This is a genomic window from Viridibacillus arenosi, from assembly GCF_001955655.1.
GTDB classification, from domain to species: domain Bacteria; phylum Bacillota; class Bacilli; order Bacillales_A; family Planococcaceae; genus Viridibacillus; species Viridibacillus arenosi.
Genome location: NZ_MSPW01000002.1, coordinates 28,598 through 55,154, shown reverse-complemented (window position 1 = coordinate 55,154; position 26,557 = coordinate 28,598). Strand labels below are relative to the sequence as shown.

The following is a 26,557-nucleotide window of genomic DNA, read 5'->3' as shown; positions in this document are numbered from 1 at the left end:
AAAACCACCTTCTTCCGATAAAACTTTGGCTTTACTTTATATAAGCAAGACCCATGCCAACTTTATTTTTCATTGATATCCCATGAATATTGAGTGATTTGTAAAATACATATGTACATAGTCGTGAACACATTTCCGTAAATAAATGATGCATGTTAACAAATAAGTGTTAACTGTACACTGTTTTGTTATAATATTTATAATAATCAGAATTTTATAAGTGGAGGAATTTTATAATGCGTGTCGAGGATATCATGATGAAAGATTCGCCTACTTGTACAGTACATTACACAATTCAAGATACATTGGAAATTTTCGCTAAAATAAACTCGCAAATTATTCCGGTAGTTAACGATGATAAAAGGTTAATAGGTTTATTAACAAAAAATAAAATTATTCAAATACTAGCAGAAGGTTATTCATTTCAGTGCCCAATCACATCTTTTATTAATTTTAATCCCATTTTTTTATATCCAGATCAAGATATTAATGAGACTCGAAAATTACTGCTTAAACATCAAATTGGACATGCTCCAGTCGTCAATCGACAATTGCATCCTATTGGTATTCTATCTACATCACAAATATTATTTGCATACGACTTAGTATATGATCGATTGCAAACCCAACAATCCTTACTATTTGAAAACTTAAATTTCGGATTATTTTCCGTTGATACTAAGTTTAAGGTTAACGCCATCAATCCTGTAGCAGAAAAAATCCTTCAATTATTACCCAATAAACAACATATATTCAATGAATTAAACGGACTTGAGGAGATTACTAATCTATTAACTGGGATATTGCATCACAAAGAACAAATAATGAAAAAGAAGATGCATTTAAATGGGCATAGCCTTGTCGTACAGAGTTATCCATTGATAGAAAAAAATAAACTAGTTGGTTCCATGGTCATAATGGATGATTTCACTAATATTGAAAAAATGGCCAGTGAACTACGTTTTTCTAAGGAATGGGAGGAAAAGTTAAGAAGCGTTATTGAGCTAGCTTATGATGGCATAATTTTAGTTGATCAAAAGGCAGAAATAACGATGGTCAATAATGGCTTTTGTGAATTATATAATGTTCAAAGTAATGAACTTTTAGGGCAATCCATTTTGAACATGTACCCTGATTTAGGATTAGATGAAGCTCTACAAACCGGTGTCAGAATAACGAATGTTGCAAAATTAATTGGTAAGACACAATGTCTTATTACAATCTTACCTATAAAAAACAATGAAGAAATTATCGGAGCAATTTGTAAAATTACATACCGTGGTTTAAAGCATTTGCAAGAAGCTATTAAAAAGGTAAATAACTTGGAACAACAAGTCACTTACTATCAAAAAGAATTGAATGAACTTAAAGGAACAAAATACTCTTTTGCTAATATTATTGGGGAATCTTCTAATATTAAAAGGATAAAAAAAGAGGCCTTAGCTGCTTCTCATAGTTTATCAACGGTTTTACTTTTAGGGGAAAGTGGTACTGGAAAAGAATTATTTGCACATGGAATTCATGCCTCTTCTTCTCAGACCGGTATGTTTATTCAAGTGAACTGTGCAGCAATTCCTCCAGAGTTAATGGAATCAGAGTTCTTCGGTTATGCTGAAGGCTCATTTACTGGTGCAAAAAAGGGTGGGAAAAAAGGGAAATTTGAAATGGCTCAAAATGGAACATTATTTTTAGATGAAATCGGTGATATGCCTCTTTCCCTCCAATCAAAACTATTGCGAGTTTTACAAGAAAAGGAGTTTGAACCAATAGGGAGCAATCGTATTATTAAACTCCAAACTAAAATTATTGCTGCAACAAATCAAAACCTTGAAATACTTATTAAAGAGGGGAAATTCAGAGAAGATTTATACTATCGTTTAAATATAATGAGGATTAACATTCCACCTTTACGAGACCGGATCGAGGATATACCTGATATTGCAGAATCCATTATTTCACAACTAAAACTTTCAGGATTTCATTTAGAAGGAATCACACATTCTGCATTAACAAAGTTATTAAACTATAACTGGCCAGGTAATATTCGTGAGCTACATAATATTTTAGAAAGAGCAGCAAATCTAACAAGTGATGGATATATAGATGCTCAACACCTTCCAGAATCGTTTAATGCTAATATTCTTACAACAACTGAAAGTATAAGAATAGATCAAACAAATACACTTCTATCATATTCGGAGGAACATAATAATAAGCCATACTGGAATGCTATTGATCTTAAAGAAAAAGAACTCATACTTGCTGCACTTAAAGAAACAAATGGAAATAAAGCAAAAGCAAGTAGATTATTGGGTATCAGTCGCACTTGGCTTTACGAAAAGATAAAAAAATATAATATAAGTAAATAAAGGTCATTACAATATAATCTATTTCGAGCATACTACCAATATAATAGGTATACAAAAGAGAAAATCAATCATACTTCCTTGTTAAAATAAAAGAGGCAATAATATATTTTTTTTGATAAATCAAGAAATATTCTTAAGTCCCTAAAGTAAAAAGCGAGGAGAAAACATAATGTTTTCTCCTCGCTTTTTTATTAAAAATACATATAACTTAATAACTTACTGCAATAAACTGTTGTGTCCAGTAATGTCTATAAGGGCCACCGTTGGCATAACCCACCCCAATATGAGTAAAACGGCTATTTAGCATGTTTGCTTTATGACCGGGACTATTCATCCAAGAATTCATAACTGCTTCTGGAGTTGATTTGCCAGCCGCAATATTTTCACCTGCATAGTAATAACTGATTCCGTATTTACGCATCATATCAAACGGAGAACCGTATGTAGGACTCGTGTGGCTAAAGTATTGAAGATCACGCATGTCTTCTGATTTAAGAGTAGCTGTTTTCTCTAGCCTTTTGTCTATTTTAAGTGGTTCCACTCCAACTTTTTTTCTTTCTACATTCATAAGATTAACTACTTGTTCGCTAAAAGTTAAAGGTTTTGTTTCTGGTTTCTTTACAGGTTCTTTTTTAAATGGTGATTTTAATTTACCTTTTTTATAAAGGTTCCCATTGTATATGTACTGAGCAAATGCTCCTCGTTTAACTAAATCACTTGCACCAAACTTTGTTGATGTTTTTCGTTTCCCAACACCTGTTGTGACAAATGCTTGTACATCTTTATATGCTTTGTTTTTCTTAGATACATCTGAGTAGGACAGATTTTTTACGGATTTTAGTTTATACGCCTTTGTTAACATAGTTGCCATTTCAATTTTCGTTATTTTACCTTTTGGATTGAATTTTTTGGATTTCTTCCAAATTTTTTCGTCTACTAAAGTTGCGGCATATGGATATGCCTTACTCGATTTCTTTAAATCCGTAAATTTCGGATTAGGACGGTTCTTAGTAGAAAGTTTTAAAGCTTTCACAATTGCTTTAGCCGCATCCTCACGAGTTACATAACTAGATGGTTTAAATTTGCTACCTTTATACCCCGTCATTATTTTTTTTGAAACTACATACTCAATTGCTTTTTTGTTTGAATGAGTTTTAGAAACGTCTTTAAACTTAACACTAGTTGCCGCGAATCCTGTTGTCGATAACGTTCCTACCATTAAGAGGATAGCAATCAAACATGAAAATATCTTCTTATACATCGTGCTTACTTCCCTTCTGTTGCTTAAATTACCTAAACTTTCATGTATAACTCTATTATAGTAATATAGTTAAAAATAGTTTAAAAGGACAAGAAGTACAATTTCTTATCAAAAAAATGGATAATTTAATAAAACTCAAATTACATTTTAAAATAAATTACTCAGTTAATTTGTATTATTCTCCATAATAAAAAGATAGGGAAAGCATCTCATCCATACTTTACCTATCTCTTCATCAGTTAATCTCTATTTATTATGTTTTTTAAATGGTAAATGAGTTTTAGTAGTTCTGTGAATAGGTTGATAAAATCTAAGTATAGATTTAATGCAACGAGTGGCACTTCCTCATCACTAATATAACTTCGGGCAATTTGATTCATATCGTACAACGTATAACCTACAAACAGCAAAACACCAATTGCACTTGCAAAGACCATAACAATATCACTAAAACCAACGAAAATTGTAATGATAGAAAAAATGATGACACCGATTAATACGATGAACAAAAATTTGCCCCAGTTACCTAAATTGCGTTTAGTATTATAGCCAATAATTCCTGCTACGATGAAGATCGCTGCAGTTGTACCGAAGATAACCAGTACTAGACTTCCGCCTAATGCACCGATGTAAAATTGGAGCAAGCTATATAATGTCACACCTGTTAAGAAAGCAAAAAGGATGGAGATCATTTTACTCGCTTTTCTTGCAGCTCGACTAAACATAACGATTAACAGCAAAACAACCGTTGCAATACTAATAGGCATTACTAGTGATACGGGAACAAATATCCCAGCAAATAGCCCGATTGCTGTGACTACCCACAGCAAGGTAAAGAACCGAAGAACCTTCGGAAATTGTGATTCCATTAAATTTATCTCTCCTATATTATTAAGCTACTTCCAGTATAAATCTTTTTTGAAGAAATGTTTAATAGTATGGATTTATCAGACTTCTTTCCCCCTTTCAAACAATTATGAAATTCTTCTTTAGCTAAAAAATCTATAACAATAATGAGCCTAATTCATAATATCTAGTTATTTACCACTATATGTTTATCTCGCATTTTCGCATTCCATACTTCGATAACAGTTGAAATATCCAGCATTTATACTTTATATAGATTAGTCATTATAATATGTAGGGAGATTGAATATGAATACTTTCAAATTTATACCGCTGATAGTTTTAACAACATTTTTAATGGGGTCTTCTTTTGCAGTCGTTAAAATTGGTTTGCCTTATTCTTCACCATTGTTATTAGCAGCATTACGCTTTACACTTGCGGGAATCATCATGGCAATAATCGTGATTATTTTAAAAAGACCTCATCCAACTTCAAAGGAAAGTTGGGTAAAGTTGCTGATAATTGGGAGTTTGCAAACAGCTGGTGTTATGGGTTGTATCTTTTTAAGTTTACGAACAATTACGGCTAGTGAGTCCTCAATTCTCACTTTCACAAACCCACTACTCGTAGTGGTATTCGGTACTATTTTTTCTCAAATACGCTATAAATATTATCAATGGATTGGCGTTCTTTTAGGTTTAGTAGGCGTAAGTATAACAATGGGAGCGCAAATTGAATTTAAGATTGGTATTCTTTTTGGTATTCTGTCTGCTGTATTTTGGGCGATGGCCACATTATTAGCTAAAAAATGGGGAGCCTTTTTTGATAACTGGGTTTTATCTGCCTATCAAATGCTGTTCGGTGGATTAATATTATTACTTGGTAGTTTTACTCTTGAAAAGTCATTTTTTATTTTGAATGGTAACTCAATACTCATTTTATTATGGCTAAGTATTATGTCATCCATTGTTCAATTTGCCGTATGGTATTATCTTTTACAAAAAGGTGATCCAGGAAAAACGAGTGCCTTTTTATTTTTAGCACCTTTCTTTGGGGTATTAACTGGCTGGTTATTATTAGATGAACCGTTATACCCTTCTCTTATAGTTGGTGGCCTCTTTATAATTATTGGTATTTATTTGGTCAATAGTAATTTCAAAAAAAATCTAGTTCAAAGTACTGTAAAAGTAAATGAATAGCTTTTGTTTAATCGAATAACCCTCGCCTTATCTATATAATTAGGCGAGGGTTTTTCATTTCATCATTACATATTAATATTAAATTTCTGTTTGAAACCTATTTTTCCTTTGTCTGTAATTTTAACAGCACGTATAGATGGCACTCTAACTATCCATCCTAAATCAAAAAAGTGTGTCATTAGTCCATTTCCTAAAGCACCTGCAAGATGATGTTGACGCTCACTCCAGTCTAAGCAAGCATGTGAAAATGAGCGGCGTTTTCTTTTTAGTTTACCTATATCAATGCCTAATTCAGTAAAGAATTGTTCTCCAGTAGGAGTAACTATAAATTCTCTCTCTTCTTTTTTTAGATAACCTGAATGCAACATTGACTCGGTTAAATTTATACCTAACTTACCGGCTAAATGGTCATAACAAGTTCTAGCTTCCTGAAGTAATTTCACTTGGTTAGATTGTTTTAATGAGCGCACTTCAGGAGGTGGCGAGATGGCCAGAAAAGATTCTAAAATACGGGCGACTTCTCCACCCTCTAGCTGAAAATAGCGATGACGTCCCTGTTTCTCTACTTTCACCAAATTACCTTCTACTAATTTCGCAAGGTGAAAGCTCGCAGTTTGTGGTGTTACAGCTGCCATATAAGCTAATTCACTGGCTGTATGAAAACGCCCATCCATTAAACTTGTAAGAATAGTTGCTCTTGATGTTTCTCCAAGGAGAGCGGCAACCTCAGCCACATTTGGATTTATACTCATTTCAAACACCCTTTCCGCATTCCATATTTCGATTATAGTCAAAGTATAGAATACTTACAATATGCACCAAATACGTTGAATCTTATTTGAACATCAACTTCCATTTTGCCATTATCACTTTCCAAAGAACTTTGCTCAGCTTTATCATCGTTTCTTATTAAACACCCTAAGTAGCGATAGTGGAATAACCCTTGAAATTTATCCCACTTTACCTTTAGACACTAATATTCTAAGTCATTTATTTATAAATTAATTATCTTTGCAACTATTGTTGTTTTCAAACGTATATAGGGTATGATATCTAATCAGGAGGTTTTGTATATGTTTATAATCCCAACTATTATTGCTTTTTTATATGAACTATTATTAGCTATACCTATTTTAGGTGGAGCTATTATGATTGGTTCTGGATACTCAGCTTTAACGACTGCGCTAGTTATTCACGTCATCGTTCTTGTCCTTCGCTTTGTTACTGGTCACTCAAAAGTTGTACCAATTTTAGCGATTATCTTAACTTTACTGACGTGGATTCCTATCCTTGGGTGGGCCATTCATATTTTAATCGCTATCGCTTATTTCATTGATTTTTTTATGGGTTTAGGAAAAAGTTCGATTCAGAGAGATTTGTAAATTAATCAATTAATAATACACAGCTTCAATTTCGCAAAATTGAAACTGTGTATTTTTGTGCGGACTAAATTTGAAACCCCAGTACTCCTTGCGCTATTAAAAAAAGAAAAAACCACATCTTCTCTCCATTTTAAAGAGAAGATATGGTTAAACTGCTAAATAGCAGAAGTATTAATTGGTGAAGCTTAAATCGCTACAATATTCACAAGTTTCCCAGGAACAGCGATAATTTTCTTAATTTCTTTACCTGCAAGTAGTTCTGCAATTTTTTCATCTGCTAATGCAATTTCTTGTAAGTCCTCACGAGATGCGTCTTTTGCTACTAAAATTTTGTTTTTTACTTTACCATTTACTTGCACTACTACTTCGATTTCATCGTCAGTTAATTTTGACTCATCAAATGTTGGCCATGCAGCGTATGTTAATGTTTCTTCTTTACCAAATTTCGCCCATAATTCTTCTGCAATGTGAGGAGCAATTGGCGCTAACATTTTAACGAAGCCTTCAGCATAAGCTGTTGGCACGACATCTGCTTTGTAGCAATCATTGATGAATACCATCATTTGTGAAATAGCCGTGTTGAAACGAATATGCTCGTAGTTTTCAGTTACTTTTTTCACTGTTTGGTTATACACTTTTTCTAAAGTAGTATCTTCTGAAGCTTGGATTTTATCTGATAATGATCCATCTTCATTGATAAATAAACGCCAGATACGATCTAAGAAGCGTCGCGCTCCATCAAGGCCATTTTCAGACCATGGAATAGATGCTTCAAGTGGGCCCATGAACATTTCGTAAAGTCGAAGTGTATCTGCACCGTGGCTCGCAATGATATCATCAGGGTTTACTACATTCCCTTTTGATTTAGACATTTTTTCATTACCTTCTCCTAAAATCATCCCTTGGTTAAATAATTTTTGGAAAGGCTCTTTAGTTGGTACAACACCTAGATCGTACAATACTTTATGCCAGAAACGAGCATATAGTAAATGCAGAACAGCGTGCTCTTGACCACCAATGTAAATATCAACTGGTAACCAGCGTTTTAATAATTCTGGATCCGCTAGCATTTCATCATTTGTTGGATCGATATAACGCAGGAAGTACCAACTTGAACCAGCCCATTGTGGCATAGTATTTGTTTCTCTACGACCTTTTTTACCTGTTACAGGGTCAACTACATTTACCCACTCTTCAATATTCGCAAGTGGTGATTCTCCTGTTCCACTTGGGCGGATATCATCTGTTTTAGGTAAAATAAGTGGTAGTTCTGATTCATCAAGCGTTGTTACTTCGCCATCTTCCCAATGGATAACTGGAATCGGCTCTCCCCAATAACGTTGACGGCTAAATAACCAGTCGCGTAAACGATAAGAAATTTTCTTTTCACCTACGCCTTTTTCTTCTAACCATTCAATCGCTTTAGCAATAGCTTCTTCTTTGCCTAAACCATCAAGGAATCCAGAGTTAACATGTTTACCTTCTCCAGCGTAAGCTTCTTTTTCGATATCTCCACCAGCTACAACTTCAACGATTGGTAAATCGAATTGTTTTGCAAATTCGTAGTCACGTTCATCGTGAGCAGGAACAGCCATGATTGCTCCTGTACCATATGTTGCAAGTACATAGTCCGCGATCCAAATCGGCATTTTTTCACCATTAATCGGATTAACTGCATAAGCGCCTGTGAAGACACCAGTTTTTTCTTTTGCAAGATCAGTACGTTCAAGATCTGATTTCATTTTCACTTCGTCTAAGTATGCTTCAACTGCTGCTTTTTGTGCATCTGTTGTAATTTCAGCTACTAGTTTATGTTCAGGGGCAAGTACTGCATAAGTAGCACCAAATAATGTGTCCGGGCGTGTTGTGAATACACGGAACGATTGATTTGTACCATCTACTGTGAATGCCACTTCTGCACCTTCAGAGCGACCAATCCAGTGACGTTGCATATCTTTAATATTTTCTGGCCAATCTACTTCTTCTAAATCGTCGACTAAACGATCAGCATAAGCAGTAATTTTCAGCATCCATTGTTTCATAGGACGGCGTTCAACAGGGTGTCCACCACGTTCTGATTTACCATCAATTACTTCTTCATTGGCAAGTACTGTACCAAGTGCTGGGCACCAGTTAACAGCTACCTCATCAATATAAGCTAAGCCTTTTTTGTATAATTGGACGAAAATCCATTGAGTCCATTTATAGTAGCTTGGATCTGTTGTATTGATTTCACGATCCCAGTCATATGAAAAGCCAAGTTCTTGAATTTGACGTTTAAATGTCGCAATATTTTTTGCTGTAAATTCAGCAGGATCATTACCCGTGTCTAAAGCATATTGTTCAGCAGGTAGTCCGAATGCATCCCAACCGATTGGGTGAAGGACATTATAGCCTTGCATACGCTTGAAACGACTTAAAATATCTGTTGCTGTATATCCTTCAGGGTGTCCAACATGTAGACCCGCTCCTGATGGATAAGGGAACATATCTAGTGCATAAAATTTTGGCTTTGATTCATCATTGACAGTTTTAAATGTATTATGTTCTGCCCAATACGATTGCCATTTCTTTTCGATCTCTTGATGATTGAAATTCAATGATTTCTCCTCCTTAAAATAATAAAACAAGTTTCGCCTTTTACATTGTCATAATATTCCTATATTTTAGACAAAATAAAAACTCCCGTCCCTAGAAAAAGGGACGAGAGCTTAAAAAGGTTCCCGCGGTACCACCCAAATTAGTGTATTACACTCAACTTGACTCCTTAACGCGGAAAACGGCTTTGGTTACACTTGTATTCACCATTGCAGACTCCAAGGCGAGTTCAATTTATCCATTTACTAGCTCACACCACCCGCTAGCTCTCTTGAAAATCAAATAAATTTACTATTCCTTATCATAGTCTTGTTATATTGAATCTAATTCTAATCGAATTGAGCCAAAATGACAAGCAATTTAAAAATCATTGTAAATAAAAGGGTTAAGATATTCAATATGAGTGTTTTTTATAATATGTAAAAGGTTCGATTTCTACTATATATATATGTAAAGAAAAGAATATCAATAATACGCGTTTTATTTTAAAGTAAAAAAAGAAAGGCATACCCTACTTATGCCTTTCTTTTTTATTTAGAATATACTTATCTTACTACTACATTTTCCTGAACATTTTCAATATTTAGATTGGCCCCAGTAGCCGCAACAACTTCTTCTACTGTATACCCTTCAAATACTTCTCTTAATACCAGTCCTGTAGGTGTTACATCAATGACAGCTCGATCAGTAATGATTTTGTCGACAACGGACTTTCCTGTTAACGGTAGCTCACAAGTCTTTTTAATCTTAGCAGAGCCATCCTTTGCTACATGCTCCATTATTACGATAATTTTCTTCGCGCCATGTACTAAGTCCATTGCTCCGCCCATACCTTTAATCATTTTACCTGGAATCATCCAATTAGCTAAGTCACCTGTTTCAGATACTTCCATTCCACCTAAAATGGCTACATCAATATGCCCTCCGCGGATCATAGCAAATGATTCAGCATTGCTAAAAAAAGCAGAGCCAGGAATAGTTGTTACCGTTTCTTTCCCTGCATTTATCAAATCAGGATCTACCTCATCCTTTGTTGGATATGGCCCAATTCCTAATAATCCATTTTCTGATTGTAAAATTACTTGTTTATTTGGAGCTATATAATTAGCCACTAATGTTGGCATACCAATTCCTAAATTGACATAATTCCCGTCAGCAATTTCCTGCTCCGCACGACGTGCTATTATTTCTCTTACATTCATATCTCAAAGTCCCCTTTCTTTAAGAACGAATCATTAAGCGTTCAATTCTTTTTTCCTGCTTCGCCTGAACTAGGCCTTGTACGTAAATGCTCGGCGTCTGAACTTGGTTCGGGTCAATATCCCCCGGCTCCACTAATTCCTCTATTTCTGCAATCGTAAAAAGTCCTGCCGCAGCCATGATTGGATTAAAGTTTTGTGCTGTTTTGTTATAAATTAAATTACCAAAACGATCTGCCTTAGCTGCTCTTATTAATGAAAAGTCTGCACGTAAGGCTTCTTCTAAGACATATTCCTTACCATCGAATATGCGTGTTTCCTTCCCTTCTGCAATAGGAGTCCCCACTCCCGCAGGTGTATAAAATGCTGGAATCCCTGCTCCACCAGCACGAATTTTCTCGGCTAGTGTGCCTTGTGGTGTCAGTTCTATCTCAATTTCACCAGATAGTACCTGACGCTCGAATTCCTTATTCTCTCCTACATAAGAACCGATCATTTTCTTTATTTGTTTTTTATGTAGCAGTAATCCAAGTCCCCAATCATCAATGCCACAATTGTTAGAAATGATTGTTAAGTCTTTCACTTCTTTTTCAACTAAAGCTAGAATGAGTTGCTCTGGAATACCAACTAAGCCAAACCCACCCACCATAAGTGTCATACCATCTTGAATATCAGCAATCGCTTCATTTGCAGAAGTATAAATAGGCTTCATCTTCACTACCCCTTTCTTCACTTAAAATTTCTCCCTCTTTCATTTTCTCAAACAAGTAATAAATATTCAAATTCTAGCAGAAATATATATTTTTGTAGTATTTTATGTAAATAAAAAAACTGAGAATCTCAAAGACTCTCAGTTTTTTTCTCTTTTAGTGGTCGATCATACATGACGTAAGGTACTATAGCAATCGCAAGGAAAATTGTTAAAACAATGAACATAATATGCATCCCTAATTGATCAGCCAGCACACCACCTATAAATGGGCCGACCATTCGTCCTATCATTGCAGCACTATTTACAACACCTTGATAAAATCCATCTCGTCCTTTGGGCGCTAACGTACTAGCAATTGTAGGAATTGCTGGCCATACGAACATTTCACCAAAAGTCAAAATGATAATTGCGACCATGAACATTTGGAATGATTCTGCAAAGCTCACTACAATAAAAGATACGATGTAGATGGAAATCCCTAACACTAGTTGCGCTTTCATAAGATGTTCCAATTTTTTTACAATCGGATTAATCAGTGGTTGCCCAATTACAATCAGTAAACCATTTACAGTCCAAAGCAAACTATATTGCTTCAATGAAATACCTAAATCTTGTGTATACGATGAAATTGTTGTCGTCCATTGTGAATAGGCAATCCAACTGAATAGGAAACCTGATGATATTATTAATAGTGCGATAAAAGAGGATTTATCCTTCACACGCTTACTTTCACTCACAACAGATGTTGGCCCCATTGATTGTTCACCCATGGACCTGAAACCAAAAAAGGCAATGAAAAAGAACACTACGTACATTAGTAAATTCGCACTAAATAAATAGTCAAAGCTATACGACGCTACAACTCCTGCAAGAGCGGGACCAATCGCTACACCTAAGTTTTGAGCTAAGTAAATGGCGTTAAATCCACGTCGCCCTCCTTCAGGCCAAGCAGTACCTACCATTGCGAACATACTTGGGAATACTACCCCACCACTAAAACCGATTAGCGTTAAAAACCACACGTAATGTGGCCATCCATGCCAAATCGTTAAACAGATTAGACCTAAAATTGTCACGATAATTCCGAACATTATCGCCTTATAGCCGCCATAACGGTCAAATAAATAACCACCTAGTAAGTTACCAACAACACCTGCAGCAGCATTTGCCATTAACACAAGCCCCGCTACAGAAAGTGATTGGCCTAGATGATCATGCATATAAATTGTATTTAAAGGCCATAAAAATGAACTACCTGTAACATTTACAAGCATACCAATTATTAAAAGCCAGACACTTTTCGGCATCCCCTTACCCCCATTGTTTCGTATAACTAAATAATCTTATTTCATTTCCACTGTTTCAACAACCCCATTAAGCTTTTTTCTATTAATTTTTTTCACTTCAAACAAAATGATTCGATGAATAGGCCATTCCCATGTTAAAATAGTTCGTTAGAGGAGTGAAAACGCATGACTGAAAATTTATTTCCGTTCCCTTCTGATGGGAAACGTTATTATACATGGAATCGATATTTACGTGATGAGTTTGGTCACAAAGTATATAAAGTAGCTTTGGATGCTGGTTTTGACTGTCCAAACCGTGATGGTACTGTAGCTTTTGGCGGGTGTACATTTTGTAGTGCAGCCGGCTCAGGTGACTTTGCTGGTGATCGAGTAGATCCAATTCCAGTTCAATTCGAAAAAATCAAACATAAAATGGAGCAAAAATGGAAAAACGGCAAAACGATGGCCTATTTTCAAGCGTATACAAATACACATGCCCCATTACCAATCTTAAAAGAGAAATTTGAGGCGGCATTAGCTCAAGAAGGTGTTATGGGTATTAGTATTGCTACCCGACCTGATTGCTTGCCTGACGACGTTGTTGAATATTTAGCTGAACTTAACGAAAGAACTTATTTATGGGTAGAGCTAGGTTTACAAACTGTCCATGAAAAAACAGCAACAATGATTAACCGTGCACATGATTTCGCGACTTATGTTGAAGGCGTCGAAAAATTACGCAAGCACAATATACGAGTATGTAGTCATATCATTAACGGCTTACCTCTTGAAACAAATGAAATGATGATGGAGACTGCACGAGCTGTCGCTAATCTTGACGTACAAGGGATTAAGATTCATCTACTTCATTTATTAAAAGGTACACCGATGGTTAAACAATATGAAAAAGGCATTCTTGAATTTCTAGATAAGGATGAATATATCAAGCTGGTAGCTGACCAACTAGAAATCATCCCTCCTGAAATGATCGTACACCGAATAACAGGTGATGGACCTATCGACTTAATGATTGGACCAATGTGGAGTGTTAACAAGTGGGAAGTTTTAAATGGTATTGATGCTGAACTTGAAAGACGAGGTAGCTGGCAAGGGAAGTATTACCATGCGGAAGTATCAACTAAATGAAGCTGCAGCGCGTATTACAATACACAAAAGCTTTACTAGCAGATACAGTAGTAGCTGGTGATTCTGTGGTTGATGCGACAGCCGGCAATGGACATGATACAGCCTTTCTAGCAGAGCTTGTAGGCTCTAAAGGGCATGTCTATGCTTTCGATGTGCAGCAGCAAGCAGTTGAAGCAACAAAGTTACGTCTGGCGGAGAACCAATTAGACAAGCAAGCTACTGTTATTTTAGATGGTCATCAAAACGTTAAAAAATATGTATCAGAGCCTATTAAAGCAGCTATTTTCAATCTCGGTTATTTACCTGGCAGTGAGCACTCAATTGTCACAAAGCCTGGCACAACAATCGAAGCAGTCTCTGACTTACTAGACCTATTACATGTGGGCGGTATGATTATTCTCGTTGTTTACCATGGGCATGAAGGTGGCAAGGATGAACGCGATAAATTATTAGCTTATGTTAGTGACTTACCACAGAAATATGTTCATGTTTTACGTTATGAATTTATCAACCAAAAAAATGATCCTCCTTTTATCATTGCTCTAGAGAAAATGAAGGACCTACCATAAACTATTTACTACAATACAAGACTTCTATTACCGTTTATAAAGGTGATGGAAGTCTTTTTTATACCTTCCACCTTATTACCTACAAAAAATACATGAATAAAAGCCATTGCACATAGTGATACTGATAATATTCTATTTTTATAAGGAGAATCAGTATGCCAAAAATTCATGCAGTTAGTACATATAATCCACCCTTTACATTAGTACAAACTCAGGCTGAACATTTTGTTCGCACTCTTTTTTCAAAAAAAATAACTCAACTGGAACGCTATTTACGTGTTTTTGAAAATGGTGAAATTCTTAATCGCCATCTTACTATGCCAATTGATTGGTATAAACAAGACCACGATTTCGCCGAACGTAACCGGCTATACATTGAATACGCTGTCTCTTTTGGCGTTACTGCTATTGAGCGCTGTTTAGAAAAGGCTGGAGGTGTGAGTACGAAGGATATTGATGCCATTGTATTCATCTCTAGTACAGGCATTTCCACACCAAGTATTGATGCTCGAATTATGAACAAACTCCCTTTTTCTGAACATGTTGTACGGATTCCTATTTGGGGACTAGGTTGTGGAGGTGGTGCCGCAGGAATTAGTCGGGCTAATGATTACTGTATTGCCCACCCTGCTTCAAAAGTTTTAGTACTATGTGTGGAGCTTTGTAGTCTTACTTTCCAAGCGAATGATTTAACTAAAAGTAACCTTATAGGCACGTCGCTTTTCGGAGATGGTGTCGCTTGTGCGCTCGTTTGTGGGGATGCTGTCATGGCATCATCTCGCCAGCCACTACCCGCTATTAAAGCTACTGCTTCCAAATGGCTTCCGAACTCAGAGGATGTCATGGGATGGGCTGTTGAAAATACAGGCTTTCATGTCATATTCGCCAAAAGTATTCCTAGTGTTATCGAAAATTGGCTAGCCCCTTTTGTAGAAGAATTTTTAAAAGCTAACAAAATAGGGCTTTCGAACATCAATCATTTTGTAGCACATCCGGGCGGAAAGAAAGTATTGGCTGCTTATGAAACAGCTCTACGAATAGATTCGCAATTGCTTATACCAAGTAAAACCGTATTACAAGATCATGGCAATATGTCTTCTCCAACTGTTTTATATGTATTAGAAAAAACAATGACAGAGTATGCTAATAAAGGAGATGTTGGCTTAATGGCTGCTTTAGGACCTGGTTTTAGTGGTGAACTATTACTCTTGGAATGGAAGTGATGAATTGCTGTTTTCTATCGTCTTCATACTAATTTGTTTACAGCGCTTAGGTGAATTAATGGTTGCACGATCAAATGAGCGCTACCAAAAAACACAGGGAGCTATTGAGGCTGGTCAGGGACACTACCCACTCATGGTGATAATGCATACGCTCTTTTTATGCAGCCTACTTTTTGAATACTTATGGCTTAAACCTACACTGAGCCCACTTTGGCCATATCTACTAATAGCCTTCATAACTCTTCAATTTGCACGTGTTTGGGCTATTCAATCACTTGGTCGTTTTTGGAATACAAAAATCATTATTTTACCCGGAGCTAAACTAGTAAAGCAAGGGCCGTATAAATGGATGCCACATCCTAATTACGCAATTGTCGCTCTTGAAATCGCCATTATACCACTTATTTTCCAGGCATATTTTACTGCTATTATTTTTACATTACTTAATTATGGCATGATGCTTATACGTATTCCGATAGAAGAAGAAGCACTTTCACAATATAGCAATCACACATCTAATAAACCTGATAAAATTTCTAATTAAAATAAATAACCTCTACATAGCTAAATTTGCTAAGTAGAGGTTATTTTTATAGTATTTCCTTTGCGATTAGTTCAAAGGACTTTAATTTGTCTTCAAAATTATAAGCAATCGTTACAAGCATCACTTCCTCAGCTTGGTATACTTCTGCTAAATTTTCAATCTGCTCTTTTACTTGTTGAGGATTTCCTACTACTAATCTTTTACGGAATTCTTCAATACTTTGCAAATCATAAATGGTATATGGATAATTCATAGCTGTTTCAATAGATGGTGTTCCAGCTGATGGCTTCCCTTGTACTAAACGTAGCATAGTCAGTTCCTTTGATGATGCAATTCGCTTAGCAACTTCTTCAGTCTCTGCACAAACAACAAAGACGGCAACTGCTTGCTTAGGCTGTTGCAAATATTGAGATGGTTTAAAGCGATCTCTATATGACTTAGCATATGATGGGCCACCATCACCATTAATAAATTGAGCGAACATATATGGTAATCCTTTTTCCGCAGCTAAAAATGCTGAATTAGCGCTTGAACCAAGCATCCAAACAGGTGGAGCACTATTGGTCACTGGTGTTGCTTTTAAGCCTTGGAATTGATGACCTTCTGGTACTGCATCATGCAAATACATAAGTAAATCATCAATCTGATTAGGGAACTGATTGACATCACGAAAATTCCCATCATGTAAAGCATGAGTTGCACGTGGCATTCCACCTGGTGCTCTTCCCATCCCTGCATCTATACGCCCTGGGTATAAGGCTTCTAATAACTTAAAATTCTCTGCAACTTTATACGCTGAGTAATGTGGTAGCATTACACCACCTGATCCAATGCGAATGCTCTTAGTTACTGACGCTAAATGAGATATTAATATTTCAGGCGATGAACCCGCTAAAGTTGTTGTATCATGATGTTCTGAAACCCAGAATCTTGAATATCCCCATTCTTCAGCCTTTTGCGCTAAAACAGTTGTTTGTCGCAATGCCTCGACAGCATTGGAACCTTCAGAAATGGGTGACTGGTCTAATATACTTAATCGAATGTCCAAAAAATCGCCTCCTAGCTAAAGATTACCGAATCTTATAAAATAACACCAATAAAAAGTACTAAGGGCATTTGAGGTACCTTTAGTGCTTTTTATTGTATGTAAACCTAAAAAAGCGCCTCTTAAGTCGTTGTCAGACTAAGAGACGCTCTACTATATTATAAAACTTTGACATTTTTATATGCATACATAATTTCATTATCGGACAAATCGAGTCAGATATCAGTTAAACTCTTATTTTCTTTCTTTATTTCTTTGTTCCCAAAACTCAGCATTTTTAATACCTAATTTAACGGGATCAAATTGAGGATCGATTCCCTGCTTTTTCTGCTCTTCATAATCTTTTAATGCTATTATAGACGGTTTCACCAAGAACAATAGTGCTATGATATTGACCCAAACCATTAGACCAAGACCAATGTCACCTAAAACCCAAGCTAAATCCGATGTTCGAACGGCACCATAGAAAGTAGTAGCAAGAATAATAATTTGCACGATGCGTATGCCGACTTTCTGCCGCTTCCCTTCAAACATATAAGCAATATTCGTTTCAGCAATGTAATAATAAGCCATTGTCGTTGTAAAAGCAAAGAAGAATAATGCAATGGCAACAAAGCCCGAGCCTACTCCAGCACCAGGGAATGCACTATCTACAGCTGCTTGCGTATAGGCTGTCCCTGCGATAACCCCTGGGGCATTTTCAACTAAATATTCACCTTTACCATCATCTAATTGGACATTATACATACCTGAGAATAGAATCATAAATGCTGTTGCAGTACAAACTAAAAATACAGCTAAGTATACAGAAGCCGTCTGTACTAGACCTTGTTTTACTGGGTGAGATATTTCAGCAGCAGCAGCTGGGTGAGGCCCTGTACCTTGTCCAGCTTCACTTGCATAAACACCACGTTTTACTCCCCATGCTATTGCAGCACCTATCATCCCACCAAAAGTAGAATCTAGACCAAACGCACTTCGAATTATTAAAGAAAGTACTTCAGGTACCTTCTCAATATTAATAACAATAATAATGGCTGCAACAAGAAGATACCCTAGTGCCATAAACGGTACGATAAAAGAAGCTACTGAAGCTATACGTTTTACGCCACCTAAAATAATAGCACCCAAAATAACACAAACGACTAAACCTGAAATCCAGTGTTCTATACCAAATGCAGTATACATCGAGTCAGCAATAGCATTTGACTGCACAGTTGGTTGTAAAAATGACATTGCTACAACTGCTGCTACCGCAAAAATCATTCCTAACCAACGCTTCCCTGTACTTTTCTCTATATAAAATGCAGGACCACCACGATAAACACCATTTCTTTTCTCTTTATATATTTGTGCTAAAGTTGATTCTACATAAGCGGTTGCAGATCCGATGAAGGCTATTACCCACATCCAGAAAATTGCACCCGGTCCACCAAATGCAATTGCAGTAGCAGTACCTGCAATATTCCCTGTCCCAACACGACCAGATAGTGCCATGGATAGTGCTTGAAAAGATGATACACCTGCTTCAGATTCTTTCCCACTGAAGATTTGTTTAAACATGTCTTTCAATAAACGGACTTGTACACCTTTTGTTAATATAGTAAATAATAATCCGACAAGTAGAATACCGTAGATCATCCACGGTCCCCATAAAATTTCATAAACACTGGTAATAATGGCTTCCATCTATTGTCCCCCATTGATCATAATAAGTTATTCCATGAATAATATATATTGCCAGTTTCTAATAAAGGAAAATTCATTCTATCGAAATAGCAATTGTTATGTATTATATATCAAAACAATAAAGTTTGGAATATCCCTTATGTGTTATATGACAATTGAAATCGGTTACAAATAAAAAAAGACGGAATTTTGTAAAATTCCGTTAAAATTTAAATGATGTATCCAACTGATTTTAATGTATTAAAGATAAAGCTCTCCATATAAGCATAAATATCTTCGCGTTCAGGTTCTTGGAACAAATCATGATAACAGGCTTTCCATTCCTTATACTGATACTCTGATAAACTTTGTTGAGAAAGCCATTTTTTACCATACGATACATCCGCTATTTTATCGTTGCCACCAGTCATTAATAAAATCGGGATATTTGGAAATACCGTTTGTTGTGATATTCCCTTCATGAAACCATGAAGTTCACGATACCAATTGACAGTTATGACATCATTATAGTAAATATCATCTTTTTCCTCTTTATAAAATTCATAGCTTCTCGTTAAGTGTTTAATATTGATTTCGTGATTGATTTTCAGATTGCCTGTCAGTTTACTTAGACCTGTTAAAGCATTTGATAACTTTGATGGTTGGTGTTTTAAATGCATCCAAGGTGATGTTATTATAATACCTGTACATTCGTATTTGAATTTTTCAACAACATGGATCCCTAATATAGCTCCTAAACCATGTCCCACAACAAATACAGGTAAGTTATATGTTAAAGCTGCTTGCATAAGTTGTTTAACAAATGTTTCGTAACTTTTAAACTCTTCACTATGCACACGTTTATGTCTACTCTCTTCACCATGTCCAGGTAAATCTCCTGAAATAACATGAATACCAGATGTTCTTAAATTTTCGATTAACCATGCATAACGACGATGATGTTCGTATGCACTATGTATAATTACAGCGACAGCTCTTGCTTGGCCATCCGTTTCCCATTTCCACATTACTATCTCACCTCATAAATTCCTACGTATATATTAACGTATTCTGACGATTTCAGTTCCATTCATAGCTTCCTTTTGTTACGATAATAATACATAATAACTTGAAATGAGGCGTTTTTCGATGATTTATCCATTTAGAGACAAAAAACCATCTATTGACCCATCCGTTTTTATCGGTGATAACGTAATTATCACTGGCGATGTTACTATTGGACCTGATTCATCTATTTTTTACAATACAGTTATTCGCGGAGATGTTTCACCTACGATTATCGGACGCAAAGTAAATATCCAAGATTTATGTTGTTTACATCAAAGTCCTGCATATCCACTTATTTTAGAAGACGATGTGACAATTGGACATCAAGTAACATTACATAGCTGTACTATAAAAAGAGGCGCTCTTGTAGGAATGGCTTCAATTATCCTAGATGGTGCTGAGATTGGCGAAGGTGCATTTATAGGTGCCGGTAGTCTCGTTTCGCAAGGTAAGAAAATTCCTCCAAACACATTAGCATTTGGACGCCCTGCAAAAGTTATTAGAGAGTTAACAGAGGAAGATAAAAAAGATATGGACCGTATTGTCAACGAGTATTACGAAAAAGGACAATATTATAAATCACTTCAAAAATAATTCAATCAAGATGCCTGAGTATCGTTTTTCAAACGAATTCTCAGGTTTTTTTAATCTCTTGCTATGAGTTTCTTCTATAATATAATAAAAAACATCCCGAACTACAATTGATTACTTAATAATCAACATGTAACTCGGGATATTTTATGTTATTGTAATTTTTCAGATTGAATTAAAGTCCAGCTTTTTCTTTTAAAACGGCAGCTTTATCTGTAGCTTCCCAAGGAACATTCAAATCTGTACGGCCGAAGTGACCATAAGCAGCTGTTTGTTTGTAGATAGGGCGACGTAAATCAAGCATTTTAATGATTCCAGCTGGGCGTAAATCAAATAATTCACGAACCCATTCAACTAAATTTGTTTCTTTTACTTTACCAGTACCGAAAGTATCGATTGCAATTGAAACCGGTTGTGCAACACCAATTGCATAAGCCAGTTGTACTTCACAACGCTCAGCAAGTTCAGCTGCTACGATATTTTTTGCAACATAACGCGCTGCATAAGCTGCAGAACGGTCAACCTTAGTCGCATCCTTACCAGAGAAAGCACCGCCACCATGACGAGCATATCCACCATAAGTATCTACGATAATTTTGCGTCCCGTTAAGCCTGCATCACCTTTTGGTCCACCTATTACAAAACGACCTGTTGGGTTGATGAAGTATTTTGTTTTCTCGTCTAGTAATTCAGTAGGTACAACTGGAGCAATTACACGTGCTTGTAAATCCTCTTTAATTTGCTCTAACGTTACTTCTGGATCATGTTGAGTTGAAATAACAATTGTATCCACACGAACTGGATGATTATTTTCATCATATTCGATTGTTACTTGTGTTTTACCATCTGGACGTAAATAAGGTAACTCGTTTGTTTTACGAACTTCAGTTAAACGTCTTGCTAATTTATGTGCCAAGCTAATAGGTAGAGGCATTAACTCAGGTGTCTCGTTACATGCGTATCCAAACATTAAACCTTGGTCACCTGCACCAATTGCTTCAATATCTTCATCTGTCATTGAACCTTCGCGTGCTTCAAGTGCTTGGTCAACGCCCAATGCGATATCAGCTGATTGCTCACCGATTGCTGTTAAAACAGCTACGTTTTCGCCATCAAAGCCATATTTACCACGTGTATAACCGATTTCCATTACCGTTTCACGAACGATTTTAGGAATATCAACATAAGTTGATGTTGTAATTTCTCCTGCTACTAATACAAGACCAGTTGTAACTGTAGTTTCACACGCTACACGTGCATTCGGGTCTTTTGAAACGATTTCATCTAAAATGGCATCCGAAATTTGATCACAAATTTTATCTGGATGTCCTTCTGTTACACTCTCAGATGTAAACAGTCGACGGTTTGTCATTTGGTTTCCTCCTATTATCTGCGAGATTGCCTCGGAAATGATACGGTACTCATTACCCATGTTAGTTCTTTCCAGTAGGATTGAACGCCAAGCCGTTGCTGCCTTTAACACGAGGATTCTAGAAAGTGCCACTATATATAAATAGAACCGCATAAATTACACATACTTATCAAAAATTTAGGAATTGGTCTATTTTAAATAAAAAAACCCTTCCCCCCATTATTACTAATGAGTGGAAGGGAATAATTCATAAGCACCTTTCACTCTTATCGTTCAAGGATCAAATCCTTGCATCAGATTGAGCACCAGCGCATCACATAAAATCACAATGCAGGTTGCCGGGTTTCATAGGGCCTGACCCTCCACCAGCTCGGGATAAGAGTATCCGTTCAATTTCTCATATTAGAACATTATACCTTAGTTGTCAACACCTTTTTTATTTCTAAAAAAAAGTACAACTTTCATGAAAATTAAATGGTAATTAGTATAGATTATTTAACTAAATGTGTTATACTAATTTCCGAAATGAATTATAAATCCCCTCTAATACGAGGAATAATATAAAAAGGATGGTACGTAAAACGATGAATTCAGTAGAAATTACGAATGAACTGAAGGAATTATTGAAAGGTGATAATATTCTGGAACAACTTTCAGTACCACAATTAACAGAAAAAGCTACTTCACGCGGTGAGGCAATCCTAACTGTTGATGGTGCTGTAAGGGCAGTCACAGGAAAATATACAGGTCGTTCTCCTAAAGATAAATATATGGTTGAAGAAGATAGTTCGAAAGACAAAATTGATTGGGGTAAAGTAAACAGACCAATTTCGTCAGATATCTTCGACTCATTATACACTAAAGTAGTAAACTACTTAAAAGAAAAAGAAGAATTGTTTGTATTTAAAGGTTTTGCAGGTGCAGACCCATCATCTCGTTTAGCTATTCGTGTAGTAAATGAATACGCTTGGCATAACTTATTTGCACACCAATTATTCATTCGTCCTACTGAAGAGGAGTTAGAAACTCATGAAGCTGACTTCACAATCGTTTCTGCTCCAACTTTCAAAGCGGATCCAGCAGTAGACGGTACTGACTCAGAAACTTTCATTATCGTTTCGCTTGAAAAACGTATCATCCTAATTGGTGGAACTGAATACGCAGGAGAAATGAAAAAATCAATTTTCGGTATCATGAATTACTTATTACCACAACAAGGTATTCTTTCAATGCACTGTTCAGCAAACGTTGGTGAAGCAGGCGATGTAGCATTGTTCTTCGGATTATCTGGAACTGGTAAAACAACGTTATCTGCAGATGCAGATCGTAAACTAATCGGTGATGATGAACATGGTTGGTCTGACAACGGTGTATTCAATATCGAAGGCGGTTGCTACGCTAAAACTATCAACCTTTCTAAAGAGAAAGAACCTGAAATTTACAATGCAATTAGTTTTGGTACTGTATTAGAAAACGTAGTAGTGGATGAGGAAACACGCATACCTAACTATGATGATGTTTCGCTAACAGAAAATACTCGTGTTGCTTACCCAATCCAAAATATCGAAAATATTGTTGATCCATCTGTTGCAGGCCATCCTAAAACAATCATCTTCTTAACTGCAGATGCTTTTGGTGTATTGCCTCCAATCAGTAAGTTATCAAAAGAACAAGCAATGTATCACTTCTTAAGTGGTTTCACATCTAAACTAGCAGGTACTGAACGTGGTGTTACTTCACCTGAACCAGTATTCTCAACATGCTTCGGTTCTCCATTCCTACCACTTCCAGCAACAGTTTATGCTGAGATGTTAGGTAACAAAATCGACGAACACGAAGTAAACGTTTTCTTAGTAAACACTGGTTGGACTGGTGGTGAGTACGGTGTTGGTAACCGTATGAAACTTTCTTACACTCGTACAATGGTTCGCGCTGCAATCGATGGTAAACTAAATAACGTCTTTACTGAAAAAGATGCTATCTTCGGTTTAGAAATGCCTGTAGCAATTGAAGGTGTCCCAACTGAAGTATTAAATCCACGTAACGCTTGGGAAGATAAAGAAGCTTATGATCAAAAAGCTTCTGCACTTGCTAACATGTTCCGCGAAAACTTCAAAAAATTCGGTGTTGTTTCAGAAGATATCGTGAAAAACGGCGGTCCTATCGCTTAAATCAATCGAACAAATTAGAAAAGACCACTCTCTGAGTGGTCTTTTTATTTTACAATATATACAAATTGTTAAGACCGTTGATTTCCACTACGGTGGACGCTTTCCTCGGGCGGGCTCAAAGCTGCTTCGTCGCTACGCTCCAATCAACTTATTCAACATCATCATCATAAAATACCGCCTCTGTATGAGGATTAGAAAATTGTTGTATCACTTCTTCAGATTGTGCTCCTGTGACCTTATTAAAGCGTACCTCAAAGCCATAATCCCTAACCTCTATTCTGCCTTTCCCATTTTCATCGTAAAAGCGCATAGAGAACCATTTTAATTTCCCCTCTTTATTAGCAGCATGATTATTAAAAAATGCACGATTAGCATCTGTTAGAGGAATTCTTTGAATTTTTATTAGACCTTCATCTTTAGAGACATCCGATATTTTTTCCAACTCTTCAATGACACCATTTTCTTCTTGCCAACTTTGAATCTCTACTTCTACACACTCTTTTACAAATACATCGCAAAGAATTTGCCAAAATAGATATGTTTCCTCAAAACTTGCTCCCACTTTCAATTTTTCCGGGTCGACTGTTATTTTTACATAACCTAGCATAAGTTCACCCCTTTTGGAGTTTCATCCAATTACATGCGCTCTTAACTATTTTGTGATTGACTGCACTAGGGAAAAAATGTGTAAAGTCATTATAATACCATGTTTCAACATGCTTATTAAATGCCTTTAAGCTTTCTTCAAGCAATAATGCATGATGCATTCCAACGTTTTCATCTTTTTTACCATGAATAATTAATATTGGTGCATTTAATTGCTTTATCTTCGCAATTGGTGAACGTTCTTCATAAGCCTCAGGCATCTTAGTAGGTGATCCGCCTATTACCCTTTTCATCATTCTACGCATATCTATACGTTCTTCATAAGTAAATTTAGGATTAGAAACGCCTGCCCAAGTCACAATCGAGGTAATATCATCTCGCAAAATTCCAGTCCAAAGCGCCATCAAACCACCTCTAGAAAATGCGAAAATATGAATACGATGTGAACGACAAAATTGTTTTAATACATCGACACCATTCACTGCATCATAACGGTCATTTCCACCAAATTCATCTCGCCCTTCTCCCCCACGATTTCCTCGGTAATACGGCGCAAAAACAACTAATCCTTGCGATGCAAATTGCGCAATACGAGCAGGTCGCACCATTCCAATACCCTGCATACCGCCCCTTAGATAAAGTAGTCCTTCATAAATACCCTTTGCTACGGGCTCTGCAAGTAATCCTTTCACTCGCAAACCTTCAGACCAATATGTAATTTCAGTTAGACGAACTTGTGGATTTGGAGACGGATAACTACGACTACTTTCAACGAAGCCATTTATCTTCACGTTCACTCACCTTCTCCAACATTTTTTTCATCCCTGCATCTTTCATGTAGAAGCTTAGTCGATCACAATTATGTAACTCTTCATCCGATAGCAGTACAGCTCCATTCGTTTCAAATTTTTGCTGAATGTCATCGATTTTCAATACATTTGCCACATATACTGCTTTACTAAATGGACGATCATCATGAACATAGTATGTTGCTAACCATTCTATTTCATGAATGATAGCACCTGTTTCTTCATATACTTCCCTTTCAGCAGCTTGTTCTAACGTTTCGTCTCCTTCTACTTTGCCACCTGGAAATTCAAGGCCACGGTTTGGATGATCCGTTAATAACCACTGTTTATGATATTTAGCCAAGACTAATACATGCTTAGGCGCTATTTTAAAAGCATTTTTTTTAAAAGATAATTCAACACCATTGCCGTTTAAATCTGTAAATGTAAACATACCTTCGATCACTCCCTATTGCTCTAAGTGTAACGAAGGTATGTTTTTCAATCAACTATAATACGGCATTTGCTCAATTAATTGCTTCGTTTCAGTATCACCAAATTCATGAACAAGTGCATATAGTTTCTTTAAACGTAGATCAACTTCATCGTTTTCCTGATCTAAATGGTATGGAATGTAAGGTAATTGAGCTCTCCATATACTCTTCCCATCAAAATATTCCGCTTGATTAAATAGTTGGTCAAAAACTTTTATATACTGTGGTTCAATCTGAAGTTTAAATTCCCATGGTGATTCGTCAGGAGAAGTATAGTAACGCTGATTTGCAATCGAAACGTAAAGTGTAATGGGTTTATTCATCATATCATCCTTTTTTTTATATAGGATAACCTAATCTAAATCAATTATACTTTGACGCCCCAGTAAACATAGCAATATTCACTTGTTGATAATAGA

24 protein-coding genes, 1 riboswitch and 1 other annotated feature are annotated in these 26,557 nt (G+C 36.2%); of the genes, 9 read left to right on the top strand and 15 right to left on the bottom strand.

All coding sequences use genetic code 11. The annotated features are described in order from the left end of the window. Positions 1 to 254: 254 nt before the first annotated feature. Complete coding sequence (locus tag BK137_RS04170) at positions 255 to 2,369, top strand: sigma-54-dependent Fis family transcriptional regulator (RefSeq protein WP_162148719.1); 2,115 nt, start codon at positions 255 to 257, stop codon at positions 2,367 to 2,369. 208 nt (positions 2,370 to 2,577) lie between these two features. Here BK137_RS04170 and BK137_RS04165 read toward each other — a convergent pair whose 3' ends face one another. After that, positions 2,578 to 3,630 carry a CAP domain-containing protein gene (locus BK137_RS04165; protein WP_051448790.1) on the bottom strand — a complete coding sequence of 351 codons (1,053 nt, stop codon included), beginning with the start codon at positions 3,628 to 3,630 and terminating at the stop codon, positions 2,578 to 2,580. A gap of 239 nt (positions 3,631 to 3,869) precedes the next feature. Further along, complete coding sequence (locus BK137_RS04160) at positions 3,870 to 4,499, bottom strand: Bax inhibitor-1/YccA family protein (RefSeq protein WP_038188023.1); 630 nt, start codon at positions 4,497 to 4,499, stop codon at positions 3,870 to 3,872. Positions 4,500 to 4,785: 286 nt separating this feature from the next. Between BK137_RS04160 and BK137_RS04155 the strand changes: the two genes are divergently transcribed. Further along, positions 4,786 to 5,676, top strand: coding sequence for a DMT family transporter (locus tag BK137_RS04155; protein ID WP_038188029.1), 891 nt, complete (start codon positions 4,786 to 4,788; stop codon positions 5,674 to 5,676). Between the two features lie 65 nt (positions 5,677 to 5,741). On the opposite strand, the gene BK137_RS04150 is transcribed toward BK137_RS04155, so the two are convergent. Continuing rightward, positions 5,742 to 6,428, bottom strand: coding sequence for an ArsR/SmtB family transcription factor (locus tag BK137_RS04150; protein ID WP_038188034.1), 687 nt, complete (start codon positions 6,426 to 6,428; stop codon positions 5,742 to 5,744). A 321-nt stretch (positions 6,429 to 6,749) separates the two neighbouring features. On the opposite strand from BK137_RS04150, the gene BK137_RS04145 reads away from it, so the two are divergent. Then, on the top strand, positions 6,750 to 7,058 hold the full coding sequence (locus tag BK137_RS04145; protein ID WP_038188037.1) for a hypothetical protein: 309 nt from the start codon (positions 6,750 to 6,752) through the stop codon (positions 7,056 to 7,058). A 185-nt stretch (positions 7,059 to 7,243) separates the two neighbouring features. On the opposite strand, the gene leuS is transcribed toward BK137_RS04145, so the two are convergent. From leuS to BK137_RS04125, 4 genes are all read right to left on the bottom strand, one after another. Then, positions 7,244 to 9,658, bottom strand: a complete 2,415-nt coding sequence (gene leuS / locus BK137_RS04140; protein ID WP_038188040.1) for a leucine--tRNA ligase — start codon at positions 9,656 to 9,658, stop codon at positions 7,244 to 7,246. Between the two features lie 96 nt (positions 9,659 to 9,754). Continuing rightward, positions 9,755 to 9,970: a binding site (T-box leader), on the bottom strand. A gap of 231 nt (positions 9,971 to 10,201) precedes the next feature. Further along, positions 10,202 to 10,858: a 3-oxoacid CoA-transferase subunit B gene (locus BK137_RS04135; protein ID WP_038188043.1), complete on the bottom strand. Its 657-nt coding sequence runs from the start codon at positions 10,856 to 10,858 to the stop codon at positions 10,202 to 10,204. Between the two features lie 19 nt (positions 10,859 to 10,877). Next, positions 10,878 to 11,567: a CoA transferase subunit A gene (locus BK137_RS04130; RefSeq protein ID WP_038188046.1), complete on the bottom strand. Its 690-nt coding sequence runs from the start codon at positions 11,565 to 11,567 to the stop codon at positions 10,878 to 10,880. Positions 11,568 to 11,695: 128 nt separating this feature from the next. Continuing rightward, a complete protein-coding gene (locus BK137_RS04125; protein ID WP_038188050.1) occupies positions 11,696 to 12,874 on the bottom strand; it encodes an MDR family MFS transporter in 1,179 nt (392 codons plus the stop codon). Positions 12,875 to 13,039: 165 nt separating this feature from the next. On the opposite strand from BK137_RS04125, the gene mnmL reads away from it, so the two are divergent. The 4 genes from mnmL to BK137_RS04105 all read left to right on the top strand — a co-directional run bounded on the left by mnmL (position 13,040) and on the right by BK137_RS04105 (position 16,335). Then, positions 13,040 to 13,999, top strand: a complete 960-nt coding sequence (mnmL, locus tag BK137_RS04120) for a tRNA modification radical SAM protein MnmL/YtqA (protein WP_038188053.1) — start codon at positions 13,040 to 13,042, stop codon at positions 13,997 to 13,999. Then, positions 13,996 to 14,568, top strand: coding sequence for a tRNA 5-(aminomethyl)-2-thiouridylate-methyltransferase MnmM (gene mnmM, locus BK137_RS04115; protein ID WP_038188056.1), 573 nt, complete (start codon positions 13,996 to 13,998; stop codon positions 14,566 to 14,568). Before mnmL ends, mnmM begins: the two co-directional genes overlap by 4 nt. A gap of 155 nt (positions 14,569 to 14,723) precedes the next feature. After that, the gene (locus BK137_RS04110; protein ID WP_038188059.1) at positions 14,724 to 15,791 is read left to right on the top strand and encodes a type III polyketide synthase; all 1,068 of its coding nucleotides are present in this window, start codon (positions 14,724 to 14,726) and stop codon (positions 15,789 to 15,791) included. Then, complete coding sequence (locus BK137_RS04105; protein ID WP_412104694.1) at positions 15,760 to 16,335, top strand: isoprenylcysteine carboxyl methyltransferase family protein; 576 nt, start codon at positions 15,760 to 15,762, stop codon at positions 16,333 to 16,335. Before BK137_RS04110 ends, BK137_RS04105 begins: the two co-directional genes overlap by 32 nt. 46 nt (positions 16,336 to 16,381) lie before the next feature. On the opposite strand, the gene BK137_RS04100 is transcribed toward BK137_RS04105, so the two are convergent. From BK137_RS04100 to BK137_RS04090, 3 genes are all read right to left on the bottom strand, one after another. After that, complete coding sequence (locus tag BK137_RS04100) at positions 16,382 to 17,383, bottom strand: LLM class flavin-dependent oxidoreductase (RefSeq protein WP_038188064.1); 1,002 nt, start codon at positions 17,381 to 17,383, stop codon at positions 16,382 to 16,384. A gap of 231 nt (positions 17,384 to 17,614) precedes the next feature. Further along, entirely contained in the window at positions 17,615 to 19,069 is a 1,455-nt protein-coding gene (locus BK137_RS04095; protein ID WP_038188068.1) for an alanine/glycine:cation symporter family protein, read from the bottom strand. A gap of 209 nt (positions 19,070 to 19,278) precedes the next feature. Beyond that, positions 19,279 to 20,076: an alpha/beta hydrolase gene (locus BK137_RS04090; protein WP_038188071.1), complete on the bottom strand. Its 798-nt coding sequence runs from the start codon at positions 20,074 to 20,076 to the stop codon at positions 19,279 to 19,281. A 121-nt stretch (positions 20,077 to 20,197) separates the two neighbouring features. Between BK137_RS04090 and BK137_RS04085 the strand changes: the two genes are divergently transcribed. Continuing rightward, entirely contained in the window at positions 20,198 to 20,710 is a 513-nt protein-coding gene (locus BK137_RS04085) for a gamma carbonic anhydrase (RefSeq protein WP_038188074.1), read from the top strand. Positions 20,711 to 20,882: 172 nt separating this feature from the next. Here the strand turns inward: BK137_RS04085 and metK are convergent, their stop codons facing one another. Next, positions 20,883 to 22,079, bottom strand: coding sequence for a methionine adenosyltransferase (gene metK, locus BK137_RS04080; RefSeq protein ID WP_038188077.1), 1,197 nt, complete (start codon positions 22,077 to 22,079; stop codon positions 20,883 to 20,885). 263 nt (positions 22,080 to 22,342) lie between these two features. Beyond that, positions 22,343 to 22,461, bottom strand: a riboswitch (SAM riboswitch). Positions 22,462 to 22,663: 202 nt separating this feature from the next. Between metK and pckA the strand changes: the two genes are divergently transcribed. Beyond that, on the top strand, positions 22,664 to 24,250 hold the full coding sequence (gene pckA, locus BK137_RS04075; RefSeq protein ID WP_038188414.1) for a phosphoenolpyruvate carboxykinase (ATP): 1,587 nt from the start codon (positions 22,664 to 22,666) through the stop codon (positions 24,248 to 24,250). Positions 24,251 to 24,398: 148 nt separating this feature from the next. Here pckA and BK137_RS04070 read toward each other — a convergent pair whose 3' ends face one another. Genes BK137_RS04070 through BK137_RS04055 form a run of 4 tightly spaced genes read right to left on the bottom strand, consistent with a single transcriptional unit; the run spans position 24,399 to position 26,461 of the window. Beyond that, the gene (locus BK137_RS04070) at positions 24,399 to 24,857 is read right to left on the bottom strand and encodes a hypothetical protein (protein ID WP_038188080.1); all 459 of its coding nucleotides are present in this window, start codon (positions 24,855 to 24,857) and stop codon (positions 24,399 to 24,401) included. Positions 24,858 to 24,861: 4 nt separating this feature from the next. After that, on the bottom strand, positions 24,862 to 25,647 hold the full coding sequence (locus BK137_RS04065; RefSeq protein WP_038188083.1) for an alpha/beta hydrolase family protein: 786 nt from the start codon (positions 25,645 to 25,647) through the stop codon (positions 24,862 to 24,864). Further along, entirely contained in the window at positions 25,625 to 26,098 is a 474-nt protein-coding gene (gene ytkD, locus BK137_RS04060) for an RNA deprotection pyrophosphohydrolase (RefSeq protein WP_038188085.1), read from the bottom strand. Before ytkD ends, BK137_RS04065 begins: the two co-directional genes overlap by 23 nt. 51 nt (positions 26,099 to 26,149) lie before the next feature. Then, positions 26,150 to 26,461: a hypothetical protein gene (locus BK137_RS04055; protein WP_038188093.1), complete on the bottom strand. Its 312-nt coding sequence runs from the start codon at positions 26,459 to 26,461 to the stop codon at positions 26,150 to 26,152. Between the last annotated feature and the right edge of the window lie 96 nt (positions 26,462 to 26,557).